We start from the raw sequence: 19,149 nt of genomic DNA, 5'->3' as shown, positions 1-19,149 counted from the left end.
TTTTTAATAATTCTCTTTTACTATTTTTATTAATTCTTCTCTTTGATTTAGTTTTGGCTCGTCTAGGACTTTTTCAAAGAGATATTTTTTTATCTCGCCAATTTTTTTGCCTTTGTATCCCATTTCAATCAAATCATTTCCATTTAGTGCCAAGTCATTTTGTCTAAAGGCGTGCTCCTGAGATAAAACTTGTTTGACTTTATCACCAAAAATAGAGCTTTCTCCTATGGTTGTAGATTTTGAGTCAGCTTTTTGTAATTTTACCAGCAAATCTATTTTATCCTCACCAATAGTTGCTATCAGCTTTCTTATACCTTTTTGTGTAATTTGCTCAGGCTGTACCATGTGTTTAAGGCACAAAAGTGATACTGTTTTTATGATTTCATTGCTGTATTTTAGTTTTTTTAGTGCAATTTTTGCAATTTCCGCACTTTTTTCGTAATGCCCGTAAAAATGCCCTACACCATTTTCATCAACTGTCTTTGTGTAGATTTTGCCGGTATCATGAAATAATGCTGAAAGTCTCAAGGTCACGTCTTTTTCACTGTTATCTACCACTTCCATTGTATGATGGAATAAATCCTTTGAATGATATGGATTTTGTTGGTCAAAGTCATACATCTTGTCTATGTCAGGTAGTATATGCTTTAACAATCCGGTTTCGTGCATCAGCTCAAAGGCTATTGACGGCTTGTCCGACTGGAGCATTATTTTATTGATTTCTTGGGCAATTCTTTCCACCGATACCGATTTTATTAACTTTGCATCTTTTTTTATAGCATGTTTTGTGTTTTCTTCTAATGTAAAGCCTAGTTGTGAGCAAAATCTCACCGCTCTAAGCATTCTCAGCCTATCTTCAAAAAATCTTTGGTCAGGGTCACCGACTGTCCTGATTATTTTATTTTCTAAGTCATCAATTCCCTCAAAGAGGTCAACTAAATTCTCTTTATCATTGTATGCCATAGCATTTACTGTAAAATCTCTTCTTTTCAAGTCATTTTCTAATTTTGTTTCATATACAACTCTGTCAGGGCGTCTGCCATCTTCATAGCCACTTTCTGAGCGAAATGTGGTTATTTCCATAGGATTTTTATCAATTATTACTGTAACAGTTTTGTATTTTATGCCGGTTAAAGCTATTGTATAATTATCTCTAAATAGCTTTATTACTTCAAATGGTCTTGCATTTGTGGTTATGTCTATATCATGTGCCTGTTTGCCAAGCAGGCTGTCACGCACTATACCACCTACGATGTAGGCTTTAAAACCGCTTTTTGTGAGCGTATCTATTACAATTTTTGCTTGAACGGGTAAATTTATTTTTTCCATGCTTCTTCTCTTTTTTAAATCCAATCCAAAAAAGCAGTGCTAAATCACTGCTTTAATATTTTATGACGTATTAAATATATTTATTTTAGCAAATCAGACTCTTCCATTCTCTTTTTTTCCAATTTTCTCGCTTTCATCAGCTCTTGGAAATAACCTGTAGCTGTTTGTCTATCAATTTCTTTTCTTGTCTTGGTGTCTTTGAAACAGTCAATGATTTCTTCCAAGTGGTCATTTATAAATTCCAGCTTTGAATTTATATCCTCTTGTTTTGCATCAGAATTTAAATCTTCCCCTTGCTGTAATATCTCGCTGTCTACCTTGTCTTCTTGGACTAAATTAAACCTTTTTAAAATATTATCAATCTTAGACTGTTTGTTCATGTCATTAAAATCAATTTTTTGTGTATCCATGATTTACTCCGGTATCAATCGTATAAATAAACTTAAAATTTTTCTTAACTTAGAATAGATTATACTATGAATTTAAAATAAATATAGAATTTTATTGAAAATTATTTGACTGCTTTTTTTAATACAAGGTGATAGTAAAGAAAGTAATAAGCTGAGGTTATTAAAAATGTACCTCCCATCATATTGATGTAGCCATTTTTTCTTATACCGACAAGCAAGCCAAGTAGCACTGATACTGCTATAATAATATACTGAACCTTATTGGTTTTCATTTTATCGGGAACAGTCTTGATACATAATTCATAGTTGTCTTTAGTTTTTAAATAAAATACAAAAGGTAACAAAAAATTGAACAAAAAGCTGTCTGAAAACCGCCTAGCTCTTACTCCATACTTAAACTCAACGTAGGTTAAAATCAGTAGCACTACAATTACTACATAAGTTAAATATCTACTTCGTTTTTTATCCATTTGTATCCTAGCTTTCCTTATTGACATCTCTCATAGATAGACTTATTTTTCCTCTGTCATAATCTATACCAATAACTTTTACATCAACTATATCACCTATGGCTACCACGTCACTGGGGTCCTTGACATATTTGTCGCTAAGCTTTGAAATGTGGACTAAGCCGTCATTTTTTAGACCAACGTCAACAAATGCTCCAAATTGTGTAACGTTTCTGACTGTTCCTCTTAGTACCATGCCGTCTGATAAATCTTCTAACTTTAATATGTCACTTCTAAGCTGCGGCTTGATATTTTTTTCATCTCTGACGTCAAGTCCCGGTTTTTGTAGCTCTTTTATTATGTCTAATAAAGTCGGCATACCTATTTCTAATTTGTCTGCTAAATCCTTTTGAGACTGGCTGCTGATTTTTTGATTAAATTTTGCTATAAAATCTTCGCTGTTTATATCCAAATCTAATAATTCAATTAATTTTTGAGTTTGGTCGTAGGTTTCCGGATGTATTCCAGTGTTATCTAATACATTTTTGCCATCTCTAACTCTTAAAAAGCCTACCGCCTGCTGATAAGATTGCTTGCCTAGTCTTGGCACTTTTAAAAGCTGTTTTCTGTCGGTGAATTTCCCATTTTCATCTCTGTATGCTACTATATTTTTTGCAACTGAGGCTGATAAGCCTGAAATGTAAGATAATACGCTGTATGATGCAGTGTTTATATCTATACCGACCTTATTTACGTTGTCAACAACTACATTTGTAAGGACTTCTTCAAGTCTTTTTGCATTTACATCATGCTGATACTGACCTACTCCTATAGATTTTGGGTCGATTTTTACAAGCTCGCTCATTGGGTCTTGTAGCCTTCTTGCTATTGATACAGCCCCTCTGATAGATACGTTTAAGTCAGGCAATTCTTTTACTGCAAGCTCAGAGGCTGAATATACAGATGCCCCCGCCTCGCTGACTATTGTGTAATAAACTCCATCGTGAGTTTTTAATATATCAGATACAATTTTTTCAGACTCTCTTGATGCAGTACCATTGCCTATAGATATTATGTCTACCTTATCTTTTTTTATCATTTCATTAATAATTTTAGTTGTTTCTTCAACTTTGTTTTGAGGAGCTGTAGGATAAACTGTATTGATGTCTATTACTTTACCGGTAGCGTCTACTACTGCTATTTTGCAACCGGTACGAAAAGCCGGGTCCCATCCCATTACAACCTTGTCCTTGACCGGTGACTGCATAAGTAGTGCAGATAAGTTTTTACCAAATACGTTTATAGCCTCTTCTTCGGCTCTATCAGTCATGTCTGAGCGTAATTCTCTTTCAAGTGATGGTAAAATAAGCCTTTGAAGAGAGTCTTTTATAGTTTTTTCTATTAATTCTGCATTTTTTTGTCCAAGTGGATATTTTTTTTGTACCTTTTTTTCAAATTCTTCTTGCTCAATTTCTATCTTTACCTTTAAGATGTCCTGCTTTTCGCCTCTATTAAGTGCTAATACTCTGTATGATGGCATATCATAGGCTTTTTGAGAGAAATCAAAATACATTTTGTAGATGTTGGCGTCTTCTTTTTGATCAGCGTCTTTTTTCATGCTAGAAATTAAAATGCCCTTGTCAAAATATATTTTCCTAAGCTCTTTTTTTAGCTCAAAATCTTCAGAAATCATTTCGGCAACTATATCCATAGCACCGTTTAAGGCATCTTGGTCTGTTTCTACACCTTTTTCTATATCTATATAAATATTAGCCTCAGTTTCGGCAGATTTTTCATCACCGATTAAAATCAACGCAAGTGGCTCTAGTCCTTTTTCCTTTGCAACGGATGCTCTTGTCTTTTTCTTTTGCTTAAATGGAGCGTAGATGTCCTCCACTTCCTGCAAAGTCATGGCAAGCTCTATTGCCTTTGTGATTTCATCAGTCATTTTGCCCTGCTCTGTAATGGAATTTGTTATAGCTGTTTTTCTTGCCTCCAAATTTTGCAAATAATTGTATCTATCGTAAAAATCTCTAAGCAATACATCGCTGGCACTGCCTGTCATTTCTTTTCTGTATCTTGCAATAAATGGTACTGTGTTGCCCTCTTGCAATAGAGATATTATATTTTCAGTGTGATTTTTCTTGATGTTAAATTCCTTGGTTAGTATTTCGATTAAATCCATCTTTCCTCCTGAGTTAGCCTACAAGTAAATCAATATTTTTGTTGCCTGATTTATAATTTTACTATAAAAAGTTTTTAATGGCAAATAACAATTTATAGATTTAACCTCTTTCTTATAATCTATATTGATTAACGATACGCTCTTACTTTCCATACAAATTATCAAAACTTGACACTACATTTTATGTATGGTAGTATTTTCTCAAATTATGAACAAATATTAAATCGGAGGCATTTAATGGAAAATATAAAATTAAATAAAATGATAGACCACACTATACTAAAGGCAGAGGCTACTGAAGAAAAGGTTAAACAACTTTGCTCAGAGGCTAAGGAATATGATTTTGCATCTGTTTGCGTAAATTCTTGCTACGTAGCTCTTGTATCATCAGAGTTAAAAGGTACTGATGTTAAGACCTGCTGCGTGGTAGGTTTTCCTCTTGGAGCTATGAGCACAAAGGCAAAGGCTTATGAAACAAAGATTGCTGTAGAAGACGGTGCTGATGAAATAGACATGGTTATAAATGTAGGCTACATGAAAGCCAAAAAATTTGATATGGTTTTAGATGATATAAAGGCTGTAAGAGCTGCAGTTCCTGCTCCAAAAATTTTAAAAGTAATAATCGAAACTTGTCTGTTAACTGATGAAGAAAAAGTAAAGGCGTGCGAACTGTCAGTGGAGGCAAAGGCGGACTTTGTAAAAACTTCTACCGGATTTTCTACAGGCGGAGCTACAAAAGAATATGTCGATTTGATGAAAAAAGCTGTAAATGGCAAAGCCTTAGTCAAAGCCAGCGGCGGTATCAGAGACAAACAAACTGCCCTTGAAATGGTAAAAGCCGGAGCAGACAGAATAGGTGCTAGTGCAAGTGTAGAAATTGTAAAATAAAATTATTCTTAAAAAATTTTTAAGACAAACCTATTGAAATTTTTTCAGTAGGTTTGTCTTTTTTTTACTAATGTATCAAGTATTTTGAGCAAAAAATAAATATTGACCAGCGGTCATTTTAGTATTATAATGAATATATGACCGATGGTCATTTTTAATTTGTTTTAAATTTTACATGACGATTAGGAGGCAAAATGGAAGATGTAAACCTTAAAAATAATAAAAAACAGCTCATATATAATTCAGCATTGGAGCTTTTTAAAGAGTATCAAATTGAACAAACCAGTATCAGTGACATTGCTAAAAAAGCAGGCGTTGCCAAAGGCACATTTTATTTATATTTTAAGGACAAAGAAGAGCTTATTCAAGCTGTAATAATAACAGAGTCTAAAAAAATCTTTGAACAAATTTTTCAAGACACCCAAAAGATGGATACCTTGTCACCTGAGGACAAATTAATCTATCTAGTTGACAATTTAATTGGGCAATACGAACTAAAAAAGGAATATTTAAAAATTATAAGAAAAAATTTATACACCGGATTATTTAAATATATAAATGACCCTCTAGTAACAAAAGCCGTATCGACTTTTTTGACTGATATCAAATCAACTGATATAGAAAGAGACAAGAAAAAATTATATTTAATAATAGAATTAGTTGGAGGAGTTTGTTACAACGCATTTGAAAAAGTATCCCCCTACTCTATAGAAGATATCAAAGAGGAATTGTACTGCTCTATTATAAACATTATAGCGTAATAACAATATTTACAATTAAAAATATTTTAGGAGACAACTTTGTTACATTTATTCGCAAAATATATTTCAAATCACGCAAAAGTCATAGTTTTGCTCAGTTTTTTACTTGTATTACCCTGCATTTACGGTGCAGCAATGACAAGAGTAAACTATGACGTTTTATCCTACTTGCCAAAGGACAAGGAGTCAGTAATAGCGGAAAATGTGCTAGAACGTGATTTTAAACTGGCGGCTACCACATTTTTAATGATAGATAATATGCCACAGTCTGACGTGGCTAGTTTAGCAAAAAAAATCAAACAAATACCTGCTGTAAATGATGTAATTTATCTTAGAGATTTTGTAGGCTCAGGAATACCAAAAGATTTTTTGCCTAAGGAAATAACAGATAATTTTTACTCTCAAAATGGTGAAATGCTGATGGTAAAATACGAGGAAAAAGCCGCCTCTGAAAGCACCATGGAGGCAATCGCCACTATGAAAACATACATGAACGAGCAATGCTTTATGAGTGGTCTGTCTGTACTTCTTAAAGATATAAAAATGCTCATACTAAGAGAAATGCCAATATATATAATGCTGGCAGGTGCACTTTCTCTTGTAGTTTTGCAACTTTGCATAGAGTCCTATGTACTTCCATTTATCTTTATGCTTTCAATAGGTCTTGGTATAATTTATAATTTTGGCACAAACATTATTTTTGGTGAGATTTCATATATCACTCAGGCAATTGCTGCAATACTGCAGCTGGCTGTCACAGTCGATTACGCCATATTCGTAGTCCACAGATATGATGAAGAAAAAGAAAAATGCAATAACTCAAAGCTGGCTATGGAAAATGCTATAGTTGGTGCGTTTTTATCCCTAGCAGGTAGCTCTCTTACTACCATAGCAGGTTTTGGCTCTTTGTGCTTTATGGGGTTCACCATTGGTATAGACCTTGGACTTGTAATGATGAAAGGTGTAGTAATTGGAGTGCTAACTTGCGTAACATTTTTACCTGCAGCGATACTTTTATTAGACGACAAAATCAAAAAATACACACACAAGTCATTAATCCCAAGCACTGATAATCTAACTGACAGAGTATTTAAAAGAAGAAAGCTTGCTGTTTTATTTATTTTAATTATGATGCTGCCCGCATACTATATGCAATCCCATGTGCCGGTTTATTACAACATCAGCCAGTCTTTGCCAAAGACAATAGATGCAAATATTGGCAAAAATAAACTTGAAAATGACTTTGGAATGTCTGACTCTCACATAATTGTAATGAGCGATGACATACCTGCAAGTGATATGATTATATTTTTTAAAAAGCTGGAAAAAATTGACGGAGTAAAAACCGTACTTGGCTACCAAAAAATAATTGGCAAGGGAATACCTGACAGCTTTATCCCTGACTCAATAAAAGATATTTTCAAAAAAGATGGCAAACAAACTATAATTATAAACTCCATGTATGCCACAGCTACAGACGAGTCGAACGAGCAAATTGATAAAATTAATCAGCTTGCAAAGTCTTATGATCCAAATGCCATGGTCACAGGCGAGGCAGCACTTACAAAAGATTTATCAATCACAGTAAATAAGGACATCCAAATTACAAACATTATTTCTGTAATTTCAATTTTTATTATAGTTGCCCTAGTTTTTAAATCCTTACTAATCCCCGTTATATTGGTTTTATGTATAGAGTTTGCAATATTTATAAATATGTCAATACCATTTATAACCGCAAACGAAGTATCCTTTGTAACCCCGATAGTAATCGGTGCAATACAGCTAGGTGCAACTGTTGACTACTCTATCTTGCTCACTACAAGATTTACCGAAGAACTATCAAACGGGCTTAATGCCAAAGACGCAGTCAGAATAGCAACCACTGCATCTTCAAAATCAATCATCACCAGCGTTTTAGTATTTTTATCAGCCACATCAGGAGTAATATTTGTATCTTCCATAGATATAATAAAAGGTATATGTATAACCTTGGCAAGAGGCTCAGTAATATCAGGACTAGTAATAATATTTATACTACCGCCTATACTTTACCTATATCAAACATTTATGGAAAAAATCAGACCAAGTAAAACAGTCAATGTTAATTTAGGAGAATAAAAATGAATTATCAAAAAACTATACTAAAAAAAGGAATTTCCGCTACTATGGCTGTAATGCTAATAGCTTCAAATTTTCTATATATAAATGCACAAAATGACAACAAAGCGTCAAATGTCAAAAGAATGGAAACCGTCTACGCAAACCTAGACCCTACAGGCAGTGCAACCGAAATCACCATAAGCAACTGGCTAAAAGACAGTGTCCAAGACAAAGTCATAACAGAAAATACAGACCTTGAAGATATAAAAAATATGAGCTCCGTATCCTATTTTAAAACAGAAAATGGGGAGCTAAAATGGAGCGACCCACACGAGGATATAATTTATCAAGGCACAATTAATAAAAAATTACCGGTAACTACAAATATAAAATATTATATTGATGACAAAGAAATTTCACCTAAGGACATTGCAGGCAAAAGCGGTAAAGTCACAATAAAAATCAAATTAACAAACAACACCTTTATTAGAAAAAATGTAAATGGAAAATTTGAAAACGTGGCAACACCATTTACAGCCATAGTAGTAGCCGGCTTTGACAGCGAAAAATTTACAAATATTCACGCTGACGAGTCAAAAATATTCTCCGATGGCAACAACCAAATGCTAATGTTTATGGGATTTCCCGGATTAAAAAAATCTTTAAACATAGATAATTCCAGCATAAAACAGCTAAGAGATATTAATTTACCTGACGAATTTACCATCACAGCAGATGTAAAAGATTTTGAACTAAATACAATCGCAATCGCCCTTACACCTGAGCTACCAGACTTTTTGAAAGATATCCACCCACTTGATAAAAATGCTGAGTTTGAAAGTGACATCGATACCCTGTTAAATGCTCAAGATACAATAAAAGCAAAAGATAAAAATAACAGCATAAAAAATTTGTTACTAGACCAAAATAAGACAAATGACGCAAAAAAATTAGTAGATGATTTATTTAAATACTATGACCTAGACACAAATATTGCAAAAATACTACCAAACTATGTTACAGAAAATAATGTCAAGCTGTATGATAAAATTAAAGCCGACCTTGATGACACAGACCTAAAATATGCCATAGACAACCAAGTGCTAAGATATATCCCTGATAGATTAACCGATGCTCAAATACAAAAAGTAAAACCGATAATAAAAGATTATGACGAGCTACAAACCCTAGATATGGATAGATTTGACAAAGCTACAGACATCATAGACAAATACGATGATATGAAAAATATCATTGACACCGGCTCAGATTTATATGACAACGTAAAAAATCACGACACTGAGCTGGAAAACTTGCAAAAAGCAACAGGCTATACAGATAAAATCTTTGATTTACTTGATGAAACACAAGAGCTATCACTTGGCGGCATCAGCGAGGACGATATAAATTATATGCTCAAGGCTCTAGCTGAAAAAAAGTCAAAAGAGGCAACCTCACAATTTAGTTCACTTTTCCCAGACAACCCTAATGATCCTTTAACTCCTATCCAACAAAGACAGCTTGCAGGCTTACTTGACCAAGCAATAAGGTCAGGTCAAATAGGTGCAACTACAGGAGCACAGCTACAAGTATTGGTAAACTCAGGGCATATACCCGAACCCTATAGGTCACAAATTATGGGGCAATTTTCCGCTGTCGCACAAAATAAAATCAATTCTGCCATTTCCGGAGCAACTACAGACTTTAGAAACGTCTTAAATAAATATCAAACACTAAAATGGGATTTAGAAAAAGATTTCAGCTACAGCTACAAAAGTGAAATTAGAAGTGCATTAGAATATGCTAATTCCATTATGCCACAAATAATAACACTAAAAGACGAAATAAAAAAGAATCAAGACACCATGGACGATGCTGTTGATTTGCTCAAAAATAAAGAAGATATGGACTACTACACCTATTGGCTACACAAAGCAAAAGATATGAAAAAAGATATGGACGACAACAGCGAAAACATAGACATACTAAAAGATATGCTAAACCAATATGACGACCCAAAAATAAAATACATCTACAGTCAAATACCAAAATTAAGAGCAGATTTTGACCAAGCAAGACCAATCCTAGAAAATTTTGCAGACGAGCTAAAATTACCAATATACAATAAATCTTTCCATAATAGTCCAAAAACTGTAAGCACCCTTGTAAACATGATGGACGATTTGGATAGTACAAAATACATTGGCGACACCCTAAACCTAGCTCTTAGTGACGAAATAGTTGACGTAGCAAGACAAGTTATAAAATTAATTGACAAAACCGATGAAAATGGCGACCTAAAAGACATAAAAAATAAATTAAATGACGCAGACGACATAATGGCTAGAAAAAATCAAATCATCACATTGTCTGATGCGTATAACTCCTTTACAAGCTCAGACATCACAAACTCCACAGTTAATTTTATAATGAAAACCGACAAAATAGAAGTAGCAAAACAGAAAAAAACATTCGTGCCAAAGGCTCAGCAAAAAAAGTCATTTACAGGCTGGTTAAAAGGAATTTTCCACAAATAAAAATTTAATAAACCATAAATAAAGCCTATCATATTCAGATTTATAAATCTTGTTTGATAGGCTTTTTAATTTTAATTAGCATAAAAAAAACTTTGAAATTTTCTTATACATTAAACTTCATTATTTATATACAAATTTAAATTTTCGTGTATAATTATATGTAAAATAACATACTTAGAGGTGAATAATGAAAAAATACGATGTAGCCGTTATCGGTTCAGGTAGTGGCAATATTGTTATAGATACAGCTGTAGCAAAAGGACTTAAATGTGCCTTGATTGAAAAAAATAAATTTGGCGGTACTTGCCTAAATCATGGCTGTATACCTACCAAGGTACTGACTACAGTTGCTGACAGCATCAGAAAAACACAAAAAAATAATGACATAGGCGTGGAAGTCAACAGCTATAAAATTAATTTCCCCAAAATAAAACAAAGAGTCTTTGAAAAGACCATGGAAAACGAGCAAGTAAGAGAATATTATGAAAATCTTGAAAACGTAGACGTCTACCATGGAGAAGGAAGATTTTTAGACGATAACCGATTAAAAATCACCCTAGAAGATGGCTCTACAGAAGAAATATTTGCTGATAAAATCGTAATAGCAGTAGGTGCAAGAACACAAATCCCACAAATTGATGGCTTGGACGAAACCGGCTATATAACTAGTGAGAGCTTTTTTGGCAACGAATTTCCCTCATCTCCTTATGAATCACTGGTAATAATTGGCGGAGGCTTTATAGGCGTAGAATTTGCCCATATATTTTCTTCCTTGGGTACAAAAGTTACAATCCTTCAAAGAAATATAAATCTTATGCCAAGAGCCGATGAAGACATAATCAAAAAAGCCACTGAGTCCTACCTATCAGCCGGAATAGATGTAGCCACAAAAACTCAGCTATTAAAAGTCGAAAAGCATGGAAACAAAAAAAAGGTATATTATAAAGATGTCAGAGCCAATCAAAACCTATATGTAGTTGCAGACGAAATAATGCTTTGCACAGGACTAGTAAGTAACGCTGATACCTTAGACATACAAAATACGTCCGTAGAGCTTGACCAAAGAGGTTATATCCCTACGAATGAACTACTACAAACCACTTCAAAATCAATCTATGCAATAGGTGACATAAACGGTATCTATCAGTTTAAACACGTAGCAAATATGGAGGCGGAGATACTTTCTCACAATCTATTTGAGGCAGAAAATAGAGATTACAGATTTATGTCATACAATGCAGTACCAAGTGCTACATTTTCTTTCCCACAAATAGCCAGTGTCGGCATGACACAAAAAGAGGCACTAGAAAAAGGCTACGATATAAACGTTGCTATAAATCATTATTCAAATACAGCCAAAGGCTACGCACTAGGCTATAAAAAGGGAAGTATAATGGATGGATTTGTAAAAATTATTACAGAAAACTTTAGTAATAAAATACTTGGCGTCCATATAATAGGAGAAGAGGCATCCCTATTGCTCCAACCATATGTTGAGCTTTTAAATACCGGCTTAAAATATCTTGAGCCTATAAATATGCAGATAACCTCTAACCTAGTAGACGAACTCAGAGCAAATGACTATACATTTACAAACCCGCCTTATACCCTAGCCTCTACAGACAATTGTATGGTTACACACCCATCACTAGCAGAGGTGTCTATGTGGACAAAATATATGCACTTTGAAAATATAAAAAAGTCAGAAACTATATAAACATTTAAAATCCAAATATATGGGCGAACTCCCTTCGCCCGCAGTTTAAGAGTTTATATAAACTTACAATTAAACCAAAAAGACTGCGGTTAAAAATATCTAATATCTTTAACCACAGTCTTTTATCTAATCTCTAATCAGATAAACCGGCAAGTAGCTCATCAAGTCCAAGTAGCTCCTTCATTTCAGGAGTAAAGTCCACTTTTCCCTTCCTGCCTGTTTTTTCCTCATAGGCTTTTGCCGTCCTTACTGCAAAGGTATAATTTCTAAGATTTGCATTTTCAATTATGTCATTTCTGATGATTTTATCTCTTATTTTCTTTTTCTTGTTGCGTTCAAAAACAATCTTGTCAATTTCCCTTTGCCTTTTCGCCCTCTTAGCCCAAAAATCATCTTCCTCATCATCTTTTTTAGGAATTTCCTTTAGCTTTTCAAAACGCATTTCGCATTTGCCGTCTTCGCCAGTAAATTTGACGTGCATTATACCCTTACTCTTTAGCTCATCATTTGCAAAGATTGACTTAATTTGTGAATAAATCATATTTTCAAAGCTGCTGTCCTTTTGCATTTTTGCTAAAGTTTCATCAGAAATATTTATATTATAAGTAACATATTTTTGAGCAGGATTAATCTCAAATGAAGTTATTTTTTCATACACATATTCTTCAAAAGCCTCCTTGCTCAACTCACTTTTTGAAATTTCCTTTGCCATAAATTTATCAAACTCATCTGCAATCTTGTCCCCTACAATACTTCTCCTAACCGATGGATTTGTATAAAATCCGGAAATTGCACAATTAAGCATAGATAATCTAATATCACTCATATTACACCCACATAAATTTACATATCATGAAATAACAAAATCATTATCAGAAAAATTCCACTTATCTATTATATCGTTTAAAAGAATATTTTCTTAAACCCATTTTTAAAATACGAAAAATTTGGTATTATATAAGTATATAATAAATTAAAATCGTTACTGTAAAGGAATACTTATGAAGAATAAAGAAGTCAACAACATTGAACAAATAAACAAAGTCACTGATATAAAAATCACCGATGCCTCAGCAGTGCAACCAGTCCTAATAGGAGGAGATATCAATGCGTATTCAGTCGCTAGAGCCTTCCACGAGCAATATGGAATAATAAGCATAGCAATAGCCAAAGATTTCCTAGGAGCTACAAATCATTCTAAAATAATAGACTTTTACAAAGATGAAAATTTAACCGACACCGAGCATTTCGTGCAGATGCTAACAGAGCTTGGACAAGACCTTATCGAAGAAGGAAAAGTGCCAATTTTGATTGGCACAAAAGACGACTATGTTGAGTTAATCATAGACAATAAAGACAAACTGAAAAATTACTATATAATGCCATATATAAATGCAGAGCTAAAAAATAAATTGCTAGTAAAAGAAAAATTTTATGAACTCTGCGAAACCTTCAAAATCGACCACCCAAAAACACATATACTAAATAAACAAGACCCACTAACAGACTTTGACATACCCTACCCAATAATCATAAAACCCTCCGATACAGTGCTATACTGGAGCTCAAGATTCGAGGGAATGGAAAAAGTCTATATCGTAAAAAATAAAAAAGAGTATATAGACAAAGTTAATCTCATATACTCCACTTACTACGATAAAGCATTAATAATACAAGAATTTATCCCGGGAGACGACAGCAACATCTTCACCCCAACATTTTATCTTGATGAAAAAAGTAAAGTCAAAATGATGGCACTAGGAAATGTAATGCTGGAAGAAAAAGTCCCAACCGCCATAGGCAACGATGCCGCGATAGTAACTACACAAGCACCCGAACTGATGAATACACTAAAAGACTTTTTGGAAACCATAGGCTTCACCGGATTTTGCAATTGCGATATCAAATATGACCAAAGAGATGGCAAATATAAACTATTTGAAGTAAACATCCGCCAAGGCAGAAGTAACTACAGCGTAACTGCCTCAGTCGCAAACATCGCAAAAGTGCTGGTAGAAGATAGAATAATGCACATTGATTTTCCACTTATACAAGATTACAAAGAAATATTTTGGCACGTTGCACCAAGTAGCACAATACTAAAATATGTGGACGATCCCCTAAAAAGAGTTAAAATTTACTCCCTAGTAAAAAGCGGTAACGCAATCCACACCTTCGACTACCCATACGACTTAAAAGGTAATATCAAAAGAAGTATGTATGTAATGCTGTATAAATTAAATCATATCAAAAAATTTAATACCTATATGAAAAATAGATACGATAAATAAAAATCCTTTAATACTAATACATTATAAAATAATCAATAAAGGCAGGGTATGTTCATCAAAGGAAATTGTGAGCCACCGCCGTAGGCGAAAAACGCTCCAAGATGAATATACCCGGCCTTTTATTAGAGAATAGTATAATTTTCTAAAGTCGTAATTGACTATGAAATTAGTTTATAAATCTAAGCAAACATCAATAGACTTAACGCCATCACTGCCATACCGCAAATAACTCCAGCAATTGCTATGTGATGTTCTCCATATTTTTCTGCAGTTGGCAAAAGCTCATCTAAGGAAATATATACCATAATACCTGCTACAGAGGCAAACACTATACCAAACATAGTGTCATTGAATATAGTCCTTAGCAAGAAAAATCCTATTAATGCTCCAAGCGGCTCTGCCAATCCGGATAAAAAAGAGTAAATAAAAGCCTTTTTTCTATCTCCAGTTGCATAATATATCGGAACTGATACAGCTATTCCTTCAGGTATGTTATGAATTGCAATAGCTACTGCAATACTCACGCCCATAGTAGAGTCGTGAAGAGCACCAATGAATGTGGCTAATCCTTCTGGGAAATTATGAATGGCAATAGCTAACGCAGAAAAAAGACCCATTCTTAATAAGGATTTATTTTTTGCACACTGAGAATTTAATTCATCAACGTCGTGCAACTCATGAGGATTTTCCTCCTCCGGTACTAGCTTGTCAATTATAGCTATAACTGCTATCCCTGCAAAAAATGCTATTGTCGTTACCCAATACCCTTTTGTATCTCCATATACAACTATCAAAGAATCTTTTGCTTTGGCAAAAATTTCAATTGTCGAAACATAAATCATAACCCCTGCCGAAAACCCTAGAGCAGCCGACAAAAACTTGTGATTTGTTTGTTTTGTAAAAAATCCAAGTGCACTGCCTATACCTGTCGATAATCCGGCAAATAAAGTTAATAAAAACGCAAAAATTACATTACTCGTTGTAAAGTCCATAAATTATGTCGAATAAAAGTTCTTCGACACTCCTTTCTAATACATTTTATAGATGTATTAATTTTTAATTAATACTCATTATCGAATTAATACCCAAAATAAAATTTTTAAATTTTTATTTAATATTAACTTAATTGAAAAAATCGAGGATTTTAAGCAATAATCTGCTTTAATCCTCGATTTTATTTATTAATAAAAATTATAGCTGCTGTATAATTTCTTTTAGTTCTTCTTTATTAAAATTGTATTTTTTATCACAAAAATGGCATTGCATTTCTAGCTGTCCGTCCTCATCGTATATTTTTTGCAATTCATCTTTGCCTATCGTAACTAGTATTTGCTTTATTCTGTCAACATTACAGTCACACTCATACTTCACTTCATCTTTAGCTAAAATCTCCATGCCCATGCCGTCTAGTATGATTGCTGCAATATCCTCAGGTGTTTTACCTTCTTGCATCATTTTCGTTACTGATTTTATTTTTGATAAATTTTGTTCCAGCTTCTGTATAGTTTCTTCTTTAGCAAATGGTAAAAGACTTACTAAGAATCCTCCTGCGTGTTTAATGGTATAATCCACGTCCACAAGTACACCTAATCCGACACTTGAGTTAATCTGCTCTGATGTAGATAAATAATAAGCAATGTCCTGGGCAATTTCTCCGCTTACTATTGGAGCTTTGCCTACATATGGCTCTTTCATGCCTAAATCTTTTACTACTGTGATTACTCCATTTTGCCCTACAGCACGTCTTACATCAAGTTTGCCATCAGACTCTCTAGCTGGCATATCGATGTCATATTTATTTGCTGTAGCTTTTACATAGCCTCTTGAATCTGAGGTTACTGTAATAGTACCGATAGGTCCGTCACCTTTTATTATTATGCTTAATTTACTTCCTATATCCTTCATTGACAAGCCCATCATTGATGCCGCTGTCATTGTCCTTCCTATTGCAGCACTAACTACCGGATAGGTGTCATGGTATTTTCTCATTTGCTCTACCATTTCAGTAGTTTTAATAGCACAAACACAGACCTGCTTTGAGCTATCAATTGCTGTAATCATATAATCCATTTATTCTTCACCTGTCAATATTGTTACATACGGTAGATTTCTATACGTTTCGGCATAATCAAGTCCGTATCCTACCAAGAAATAATCCGGTACTTCCATACCCACATAATCTGCCTTTAAATCTACTTTTCTTCTATCCTGCTTGTTGAACAGTACGCAGGATTTTATTGATTTTGGATGTTTTTCTTTGAAATGCTCGATTAACACTTTCATTGTATTGCCTGTATCAAGCACATCGTCTACAAGTAGCACATCGTAATCAGATATATCATAATCTATGTCTTTTACAATTTTTACGTTGCCACTACTTACTGTTTCATTGCCATAGCTGGATGTAATTACTACGTCCAATTTTAATGGGATGTCGATTTTTTTTGTCAAATCTGATGTAAAATATAGTGCTCCCTTTAAAATTGATACTACTAATAGATTTTTGCCCTCATAATCCTTGGTAAGTTTTTCACCAAGTGTTTTTGCGATTTCAAAAAGTTTATTTTCATCGCATAAAACCTGAGCCTTTTTATTAGAAATTTCCATTTATCCTCCTAAGCTCTTGCTTTTGGTTGTTGCATTTTAGATGATAAAATTACTGGTTCTTTTTCTTTATCTATGCAGTCTTTTGTAACTACAACCTTATCTACATCGTCCCTAGATGGAATATCATACATAATGTCCATCATAGTTTCTTCTAATATACTTCTAAGTCCTCTAGCTCCGGTTTTTCTTTCAATTGCTTTACCTGCAATTTTCTTTAGAGCCTCTTCGTCTATTTCAAGCTCAACATCATCCATCTGCATCAATTTTTGATATTGTTTAACTAACGCATTTTTTGGTTCTTTTAATATTCTGACAAGTGCTTGTTCATCAAGTGGCTCTAGCGTTGTTATTATCGGTAATCTACCAATAAACTCAGGTATTAGTCCGTATTTTAAGAAGTCCTCAGTTTGTACTTGTTTTAGTACATCTCCAAGCTTCATTTCTTTTTTGGACACTACTGTTGAGCCAAAACCCATTGAACTTTTCCCAATTCTTTTTTCTATAATCTTTTCTATGCCATCAAAAGCACCGCCTACTATAAACATTATGTTTGTAGTATCTATTTGGATTAACTCCTGATTTGGATGCTTTCTACCTCCTTGAGGAGGTACAGAGGCTACTGTTCCTTCTATTATTTTAAGTAGTGCTTGCTGTACGCCTTCGCCGCTTACGTCTCTTGTAATTGACATATTTTCTGATTTTCTTGTAATCTTGTCTATTTCATCGATGTAGATTATGCCTTTTTTAGCTCTTTCTATATCATAATCAGCATTTTGAATAAGCTTTAACAGTATATTTTCAACGTCCTCACCTACATATCCGGCCTCAGTAAGTGTTGTAGCATCTGCAATCGCAAACGGTACATCCATTATCTTTGCCAAGGTCTGTGCAAGTAAGGTTTTTCCGCTACCTGTTGGTCCTAATAAAAGTACGTTACTTTTTTGTATCTCTAACGAATCGTTTGAAGAATCTTGTGCATTGTAAATTCTTTTATAGTGATTGTATAAAGACACTGATAATACTTTTTTAGCGTCCTCTTGACCTATTATATATTCATCAAGATACTGTTTTATTTCTTTTGGCTTAGGCAATTTATTTAAGTCTGATGTTTTTAGTTGCTTGTCGTCTTCTTCAATAAGTCCTTCGCAAAGCTTTACGCACTCATTGCATATATAGACATTATTTCCAAATATCATTTTTTTTACTTCATTTTGTGTCTTACCACAAAATGAGCATCTGACAATCTGTTCATCATTGTGTGTTGTCATTACTTCTCCTATTTTACTAAAGCTTTCAAGGCGTTCCTATCGGTAATAACTTGGTCAATCAGACCATAGTTTTTAGCTTCTTCAGCTGTCATGAAATTATCTCTTTCTGTGTCGCGATTTATAACCTCAATAGGTTGACCTGTACGTTCAGACATAATTTTATTTAATTTTTCTCTCATTCTAATTATTCTTTCAGCGTGGATTTTAATATCTGTAGCTTGACCACGTGCACCACCAAGTGGCTGGTGAATCATTACTTCGCTGTTTGGTAGAGCATATCTTTTGCCTTTTGCTCCCGCATTTAGTAAAAATGCTCCCATGGACGCAGCCATACCAACGCATATTGTAGATACGTCAGGCTTTATATATTGCATTGTGTCATATATCGCAAAGCCTGCTGAAATACTTCCACCAGGTGAATTTATATATAATGAAATGTCTTTATCAGGGTCTTCAGACTCTAAAAATAATAACTGCGCTACTACTAATGAGGCTGTTTGGTCATTTACTTCATCAGCAAGAAAAATTATACGTTCTTTTAATAGCCTTGAATATATGTCGTAGCTTCTTTCTCCTCTGTCTGTTTGTTCTACTACCACTGGTA

Annotated in this window: 16 protein-coding genes; 6 read left to right on the top strand and 10 right to left on the bottom strand. The window is 33.8% G+C overall.

Features of this window, described 5'->3' with window-relative positions; genetic code table 11:
• Positions 1-3 precede the first annotated feature (3 nt).
• The 4 genes from BBG48_RS07190 to BBG48_RS07175 all read right to left on the bottom strand — a co-directional run bounded on the left by BBG48_RS07190 (position 4) and on the right by BBG48_RS07175 (position 4,373).
• The gene (locus BBG48_RS07190; RefSeq protein ID WP_068913297.1) at positions 4-1,329 is read right to left on the bottom strand and encodes a CCA tRNA nucleotidyltransferase; all 1,326 of its coding nucleotides are present in this window, start codon (positions 1,327-1,329) and stop codon (positions 4-6) included.
• Positions 1,330-1,409: 80 nt separating this feature from the next.
• Positions 1,410-1,739 (bottom strand): hypothetical protein, encoded by a 330-nt coding sequence (locus BBG48_RS07185; protein ID WP_068913296.1) that lies wholly within the window; start codon positions 1,737-1,739, stop codon positions 1,410-1,412.
• 101 nt (positions 1,740-1,840) lie between these two features.
• Positions 1,841-2,209, bottom strand: coding sequence for a hypothetical protein (locus tag BBG48_RS07180; RefSeq protein ID WP_144015776.1), 369 nt, complete (start codon positions 2,207-2,209; stop codon positions 1,841-1,843).
• Between the two features lie 7 nt (positions 2,210-2,216).
• Positions 2,217-4,373, bottom strand: coding sequence for a Tex family protein (locus BBG48_RS07175; protein WP_068913292.1), 2,157 nt, complete (start codon positions 4,371-4,373; stop codon positions 2,217-2,219).
• A gap of 237 nt (positions 4,374-4,610) precedes the next feature.
• Between BBG48_RS07175 and deoC the strand changes: the two genes are divergently transcribed.
• From deoC to BBG48_RS07150, 5 genes are all read left to right on the top strand, one after another.
• Positions 4,611-5,261: a deoxyribose-phosphate aldolase gene (gene deoC / locus BBG48_RS07170; protein ID WP_330410366.1), complete on the top strand. Its 651-nt coding sequence runs from the start codon at positions 4,611-4,613 to the stop codon at positions 5,259-5,261.
• A gap of 194 nt (positions 5,262-5,455) precedes the next feature.
• On the top strand, positions 5,456-6,022 hold the full coding sequence (locus tag BBG48_RS07165; RefSeq protein WP_068913290.1) for a TetR/AcrR family transcriptional regulator: 567 nt from the start codon (positions 5,456-5,458) through the stop codon (positions 6,020-6,022).
• A gap of 39 nt (positions 6,023-6,061) precedes the next feature.
• On the top strand, positions 6,062-8,143 hold the full coding sequence (locus BBG48_RS07160; RefSeq protein ID WP_068913289.1) for an efflux RND transporter permease subunit: 2,082 nt from the start codon (positions 6,062-6,064) through the stop codon (positions 8,141-8,143).
• A 2-nt stretch (positions 8,144-8,145) separates the two neighbouring features.
• Entirely contained in the window at positions 8,146-10,662 is a 2,517-nt protein-coding gene (locus BBG48_RS07155; RefSeq protein WP_068913287.1) for a hypothetical protein, read from the top strand.
• A gap of 187 nt (positions 10,663-10,849) precedes the next feature.
• Positions 10,850-12,379 carry a dihydrolipoyl dehydrogenase family protein gene (locus BBG48_RS07150; RefSeq protein WP_068913285.1) on the top strand — a complete coding sequence of 510 codons (1,530 nt, stop codon included), beginning with the start codon at positions 10,850-10,852 and terminating at the stop codon, positions 12,377-12,379.
• 133 nt (positions 12,380-12,512) lie between these two features.
• Here BBG48_RS07150 and BBG48_RS07145 read toward each other — a convergent pair whose 3' ends face one another.
• Positions 12,513-13,205 carry a hypothetical protein gene (locus BBG48_RS07145; RefSeq protein ID WP_068913284.1) on the bottom strand — a complete coding sequence of 231 codons (693 nt, stop codon included), beginning with the start codon at positions 13,203-13,205 and terminating at the stop codon, positions 12,513-12,515.
• 175 nt (positions 13,206-13,380) lie between these two features.
• Between BBG48_RS07145 and BBG48_RS07140 the strand changes: the two genes are divergently transcribed.
• A complete protein-coding gene (locus BBG48_RS07140; protein WP_243122936.1) occupies positions 13,381-14,670 on the top strand; it encodes a carboxylate--amine ligase in 1,290 nt (429 codons plus the stop codon).
• 179 nt (positions 14,671-14,849) lie between these two features.
• On the opposite strand, the gene zupT is transcribed toward BBG48_RS07140, so the two are convergent.
• From zupT to clpP, 5 genes are all read right to left on the bottom strand, one after another.
• A complete protein-coding gene (gene zupT / locus BBG48_RS07135) occupies positions 14,850-15,662 on the bottom strand; it encodes a zinc transporter ZupT (protein WP_068913282.1) in 813 nt (270 codons plus the stop codon).
• Positions 15,663-15,861: 199 nt separating this feature from the next.
• The gene (hslO, locus tag BBG48_RS07130) at positions 15,862-16,740 is read right to left on the bottom strand and encodes an Hsp33 family molecular chaperone HslO (RefSeq protein ID WP_068913280.1); all 879 of its coding nucleotides are present in this window, start codon (positions 16,738-16,740) and stop codon (positions 15,862-15,864) included.
• On the bottom strand, positions 16,741-17,277 hold the full coding sequence (hpt, locus tag BBG48_RS07125) for a hypoxanthine phosphoribosyltransferase (RefSeq protein ID WP_068913267.1): 537 nt from the start codon (positions 17,275-17,277) through the stop codon (positions 16,741-16,743).
• Positions 17,278-17,285: 8 nt separating this feature from the next.
• Positions 17,286-18,545, bottom strand: coding sequence for an ATP-dependent Clp protease ATP-binding subunit ClpX (gene clpX, locus BBG48_RS07120; protein WP_068913269.1), 1,260 nt, complete (start codon positions 18,543-18,545; stop codon positions 17,286-17,288).
• Between the two features lie 8 nt (positions 18,546-18,553).
• A partial coding sequence (clpP, locus tag BBG48_RS07115) for an ATP-dependent Clp endopeptidase proteolytic subunit ClpP (protein ID WP_243446764.1) occupies positions 18,554-19,149 on the bottom strand: 596 nt, incomplete at its 5' end.

This window comes from Criibacterium bergeronii (genome assembly GCF_001693775.2).
GTDB lineage: Bacteria > Bacillota > Clostridia > Peptostreptococcales > Filifactoraceae > Peptoanaerobacter > Peptoanaerobacter bergeronii.
This window is presented reverse-complemented; position numbering and strand designations above follow the sequence as displayed.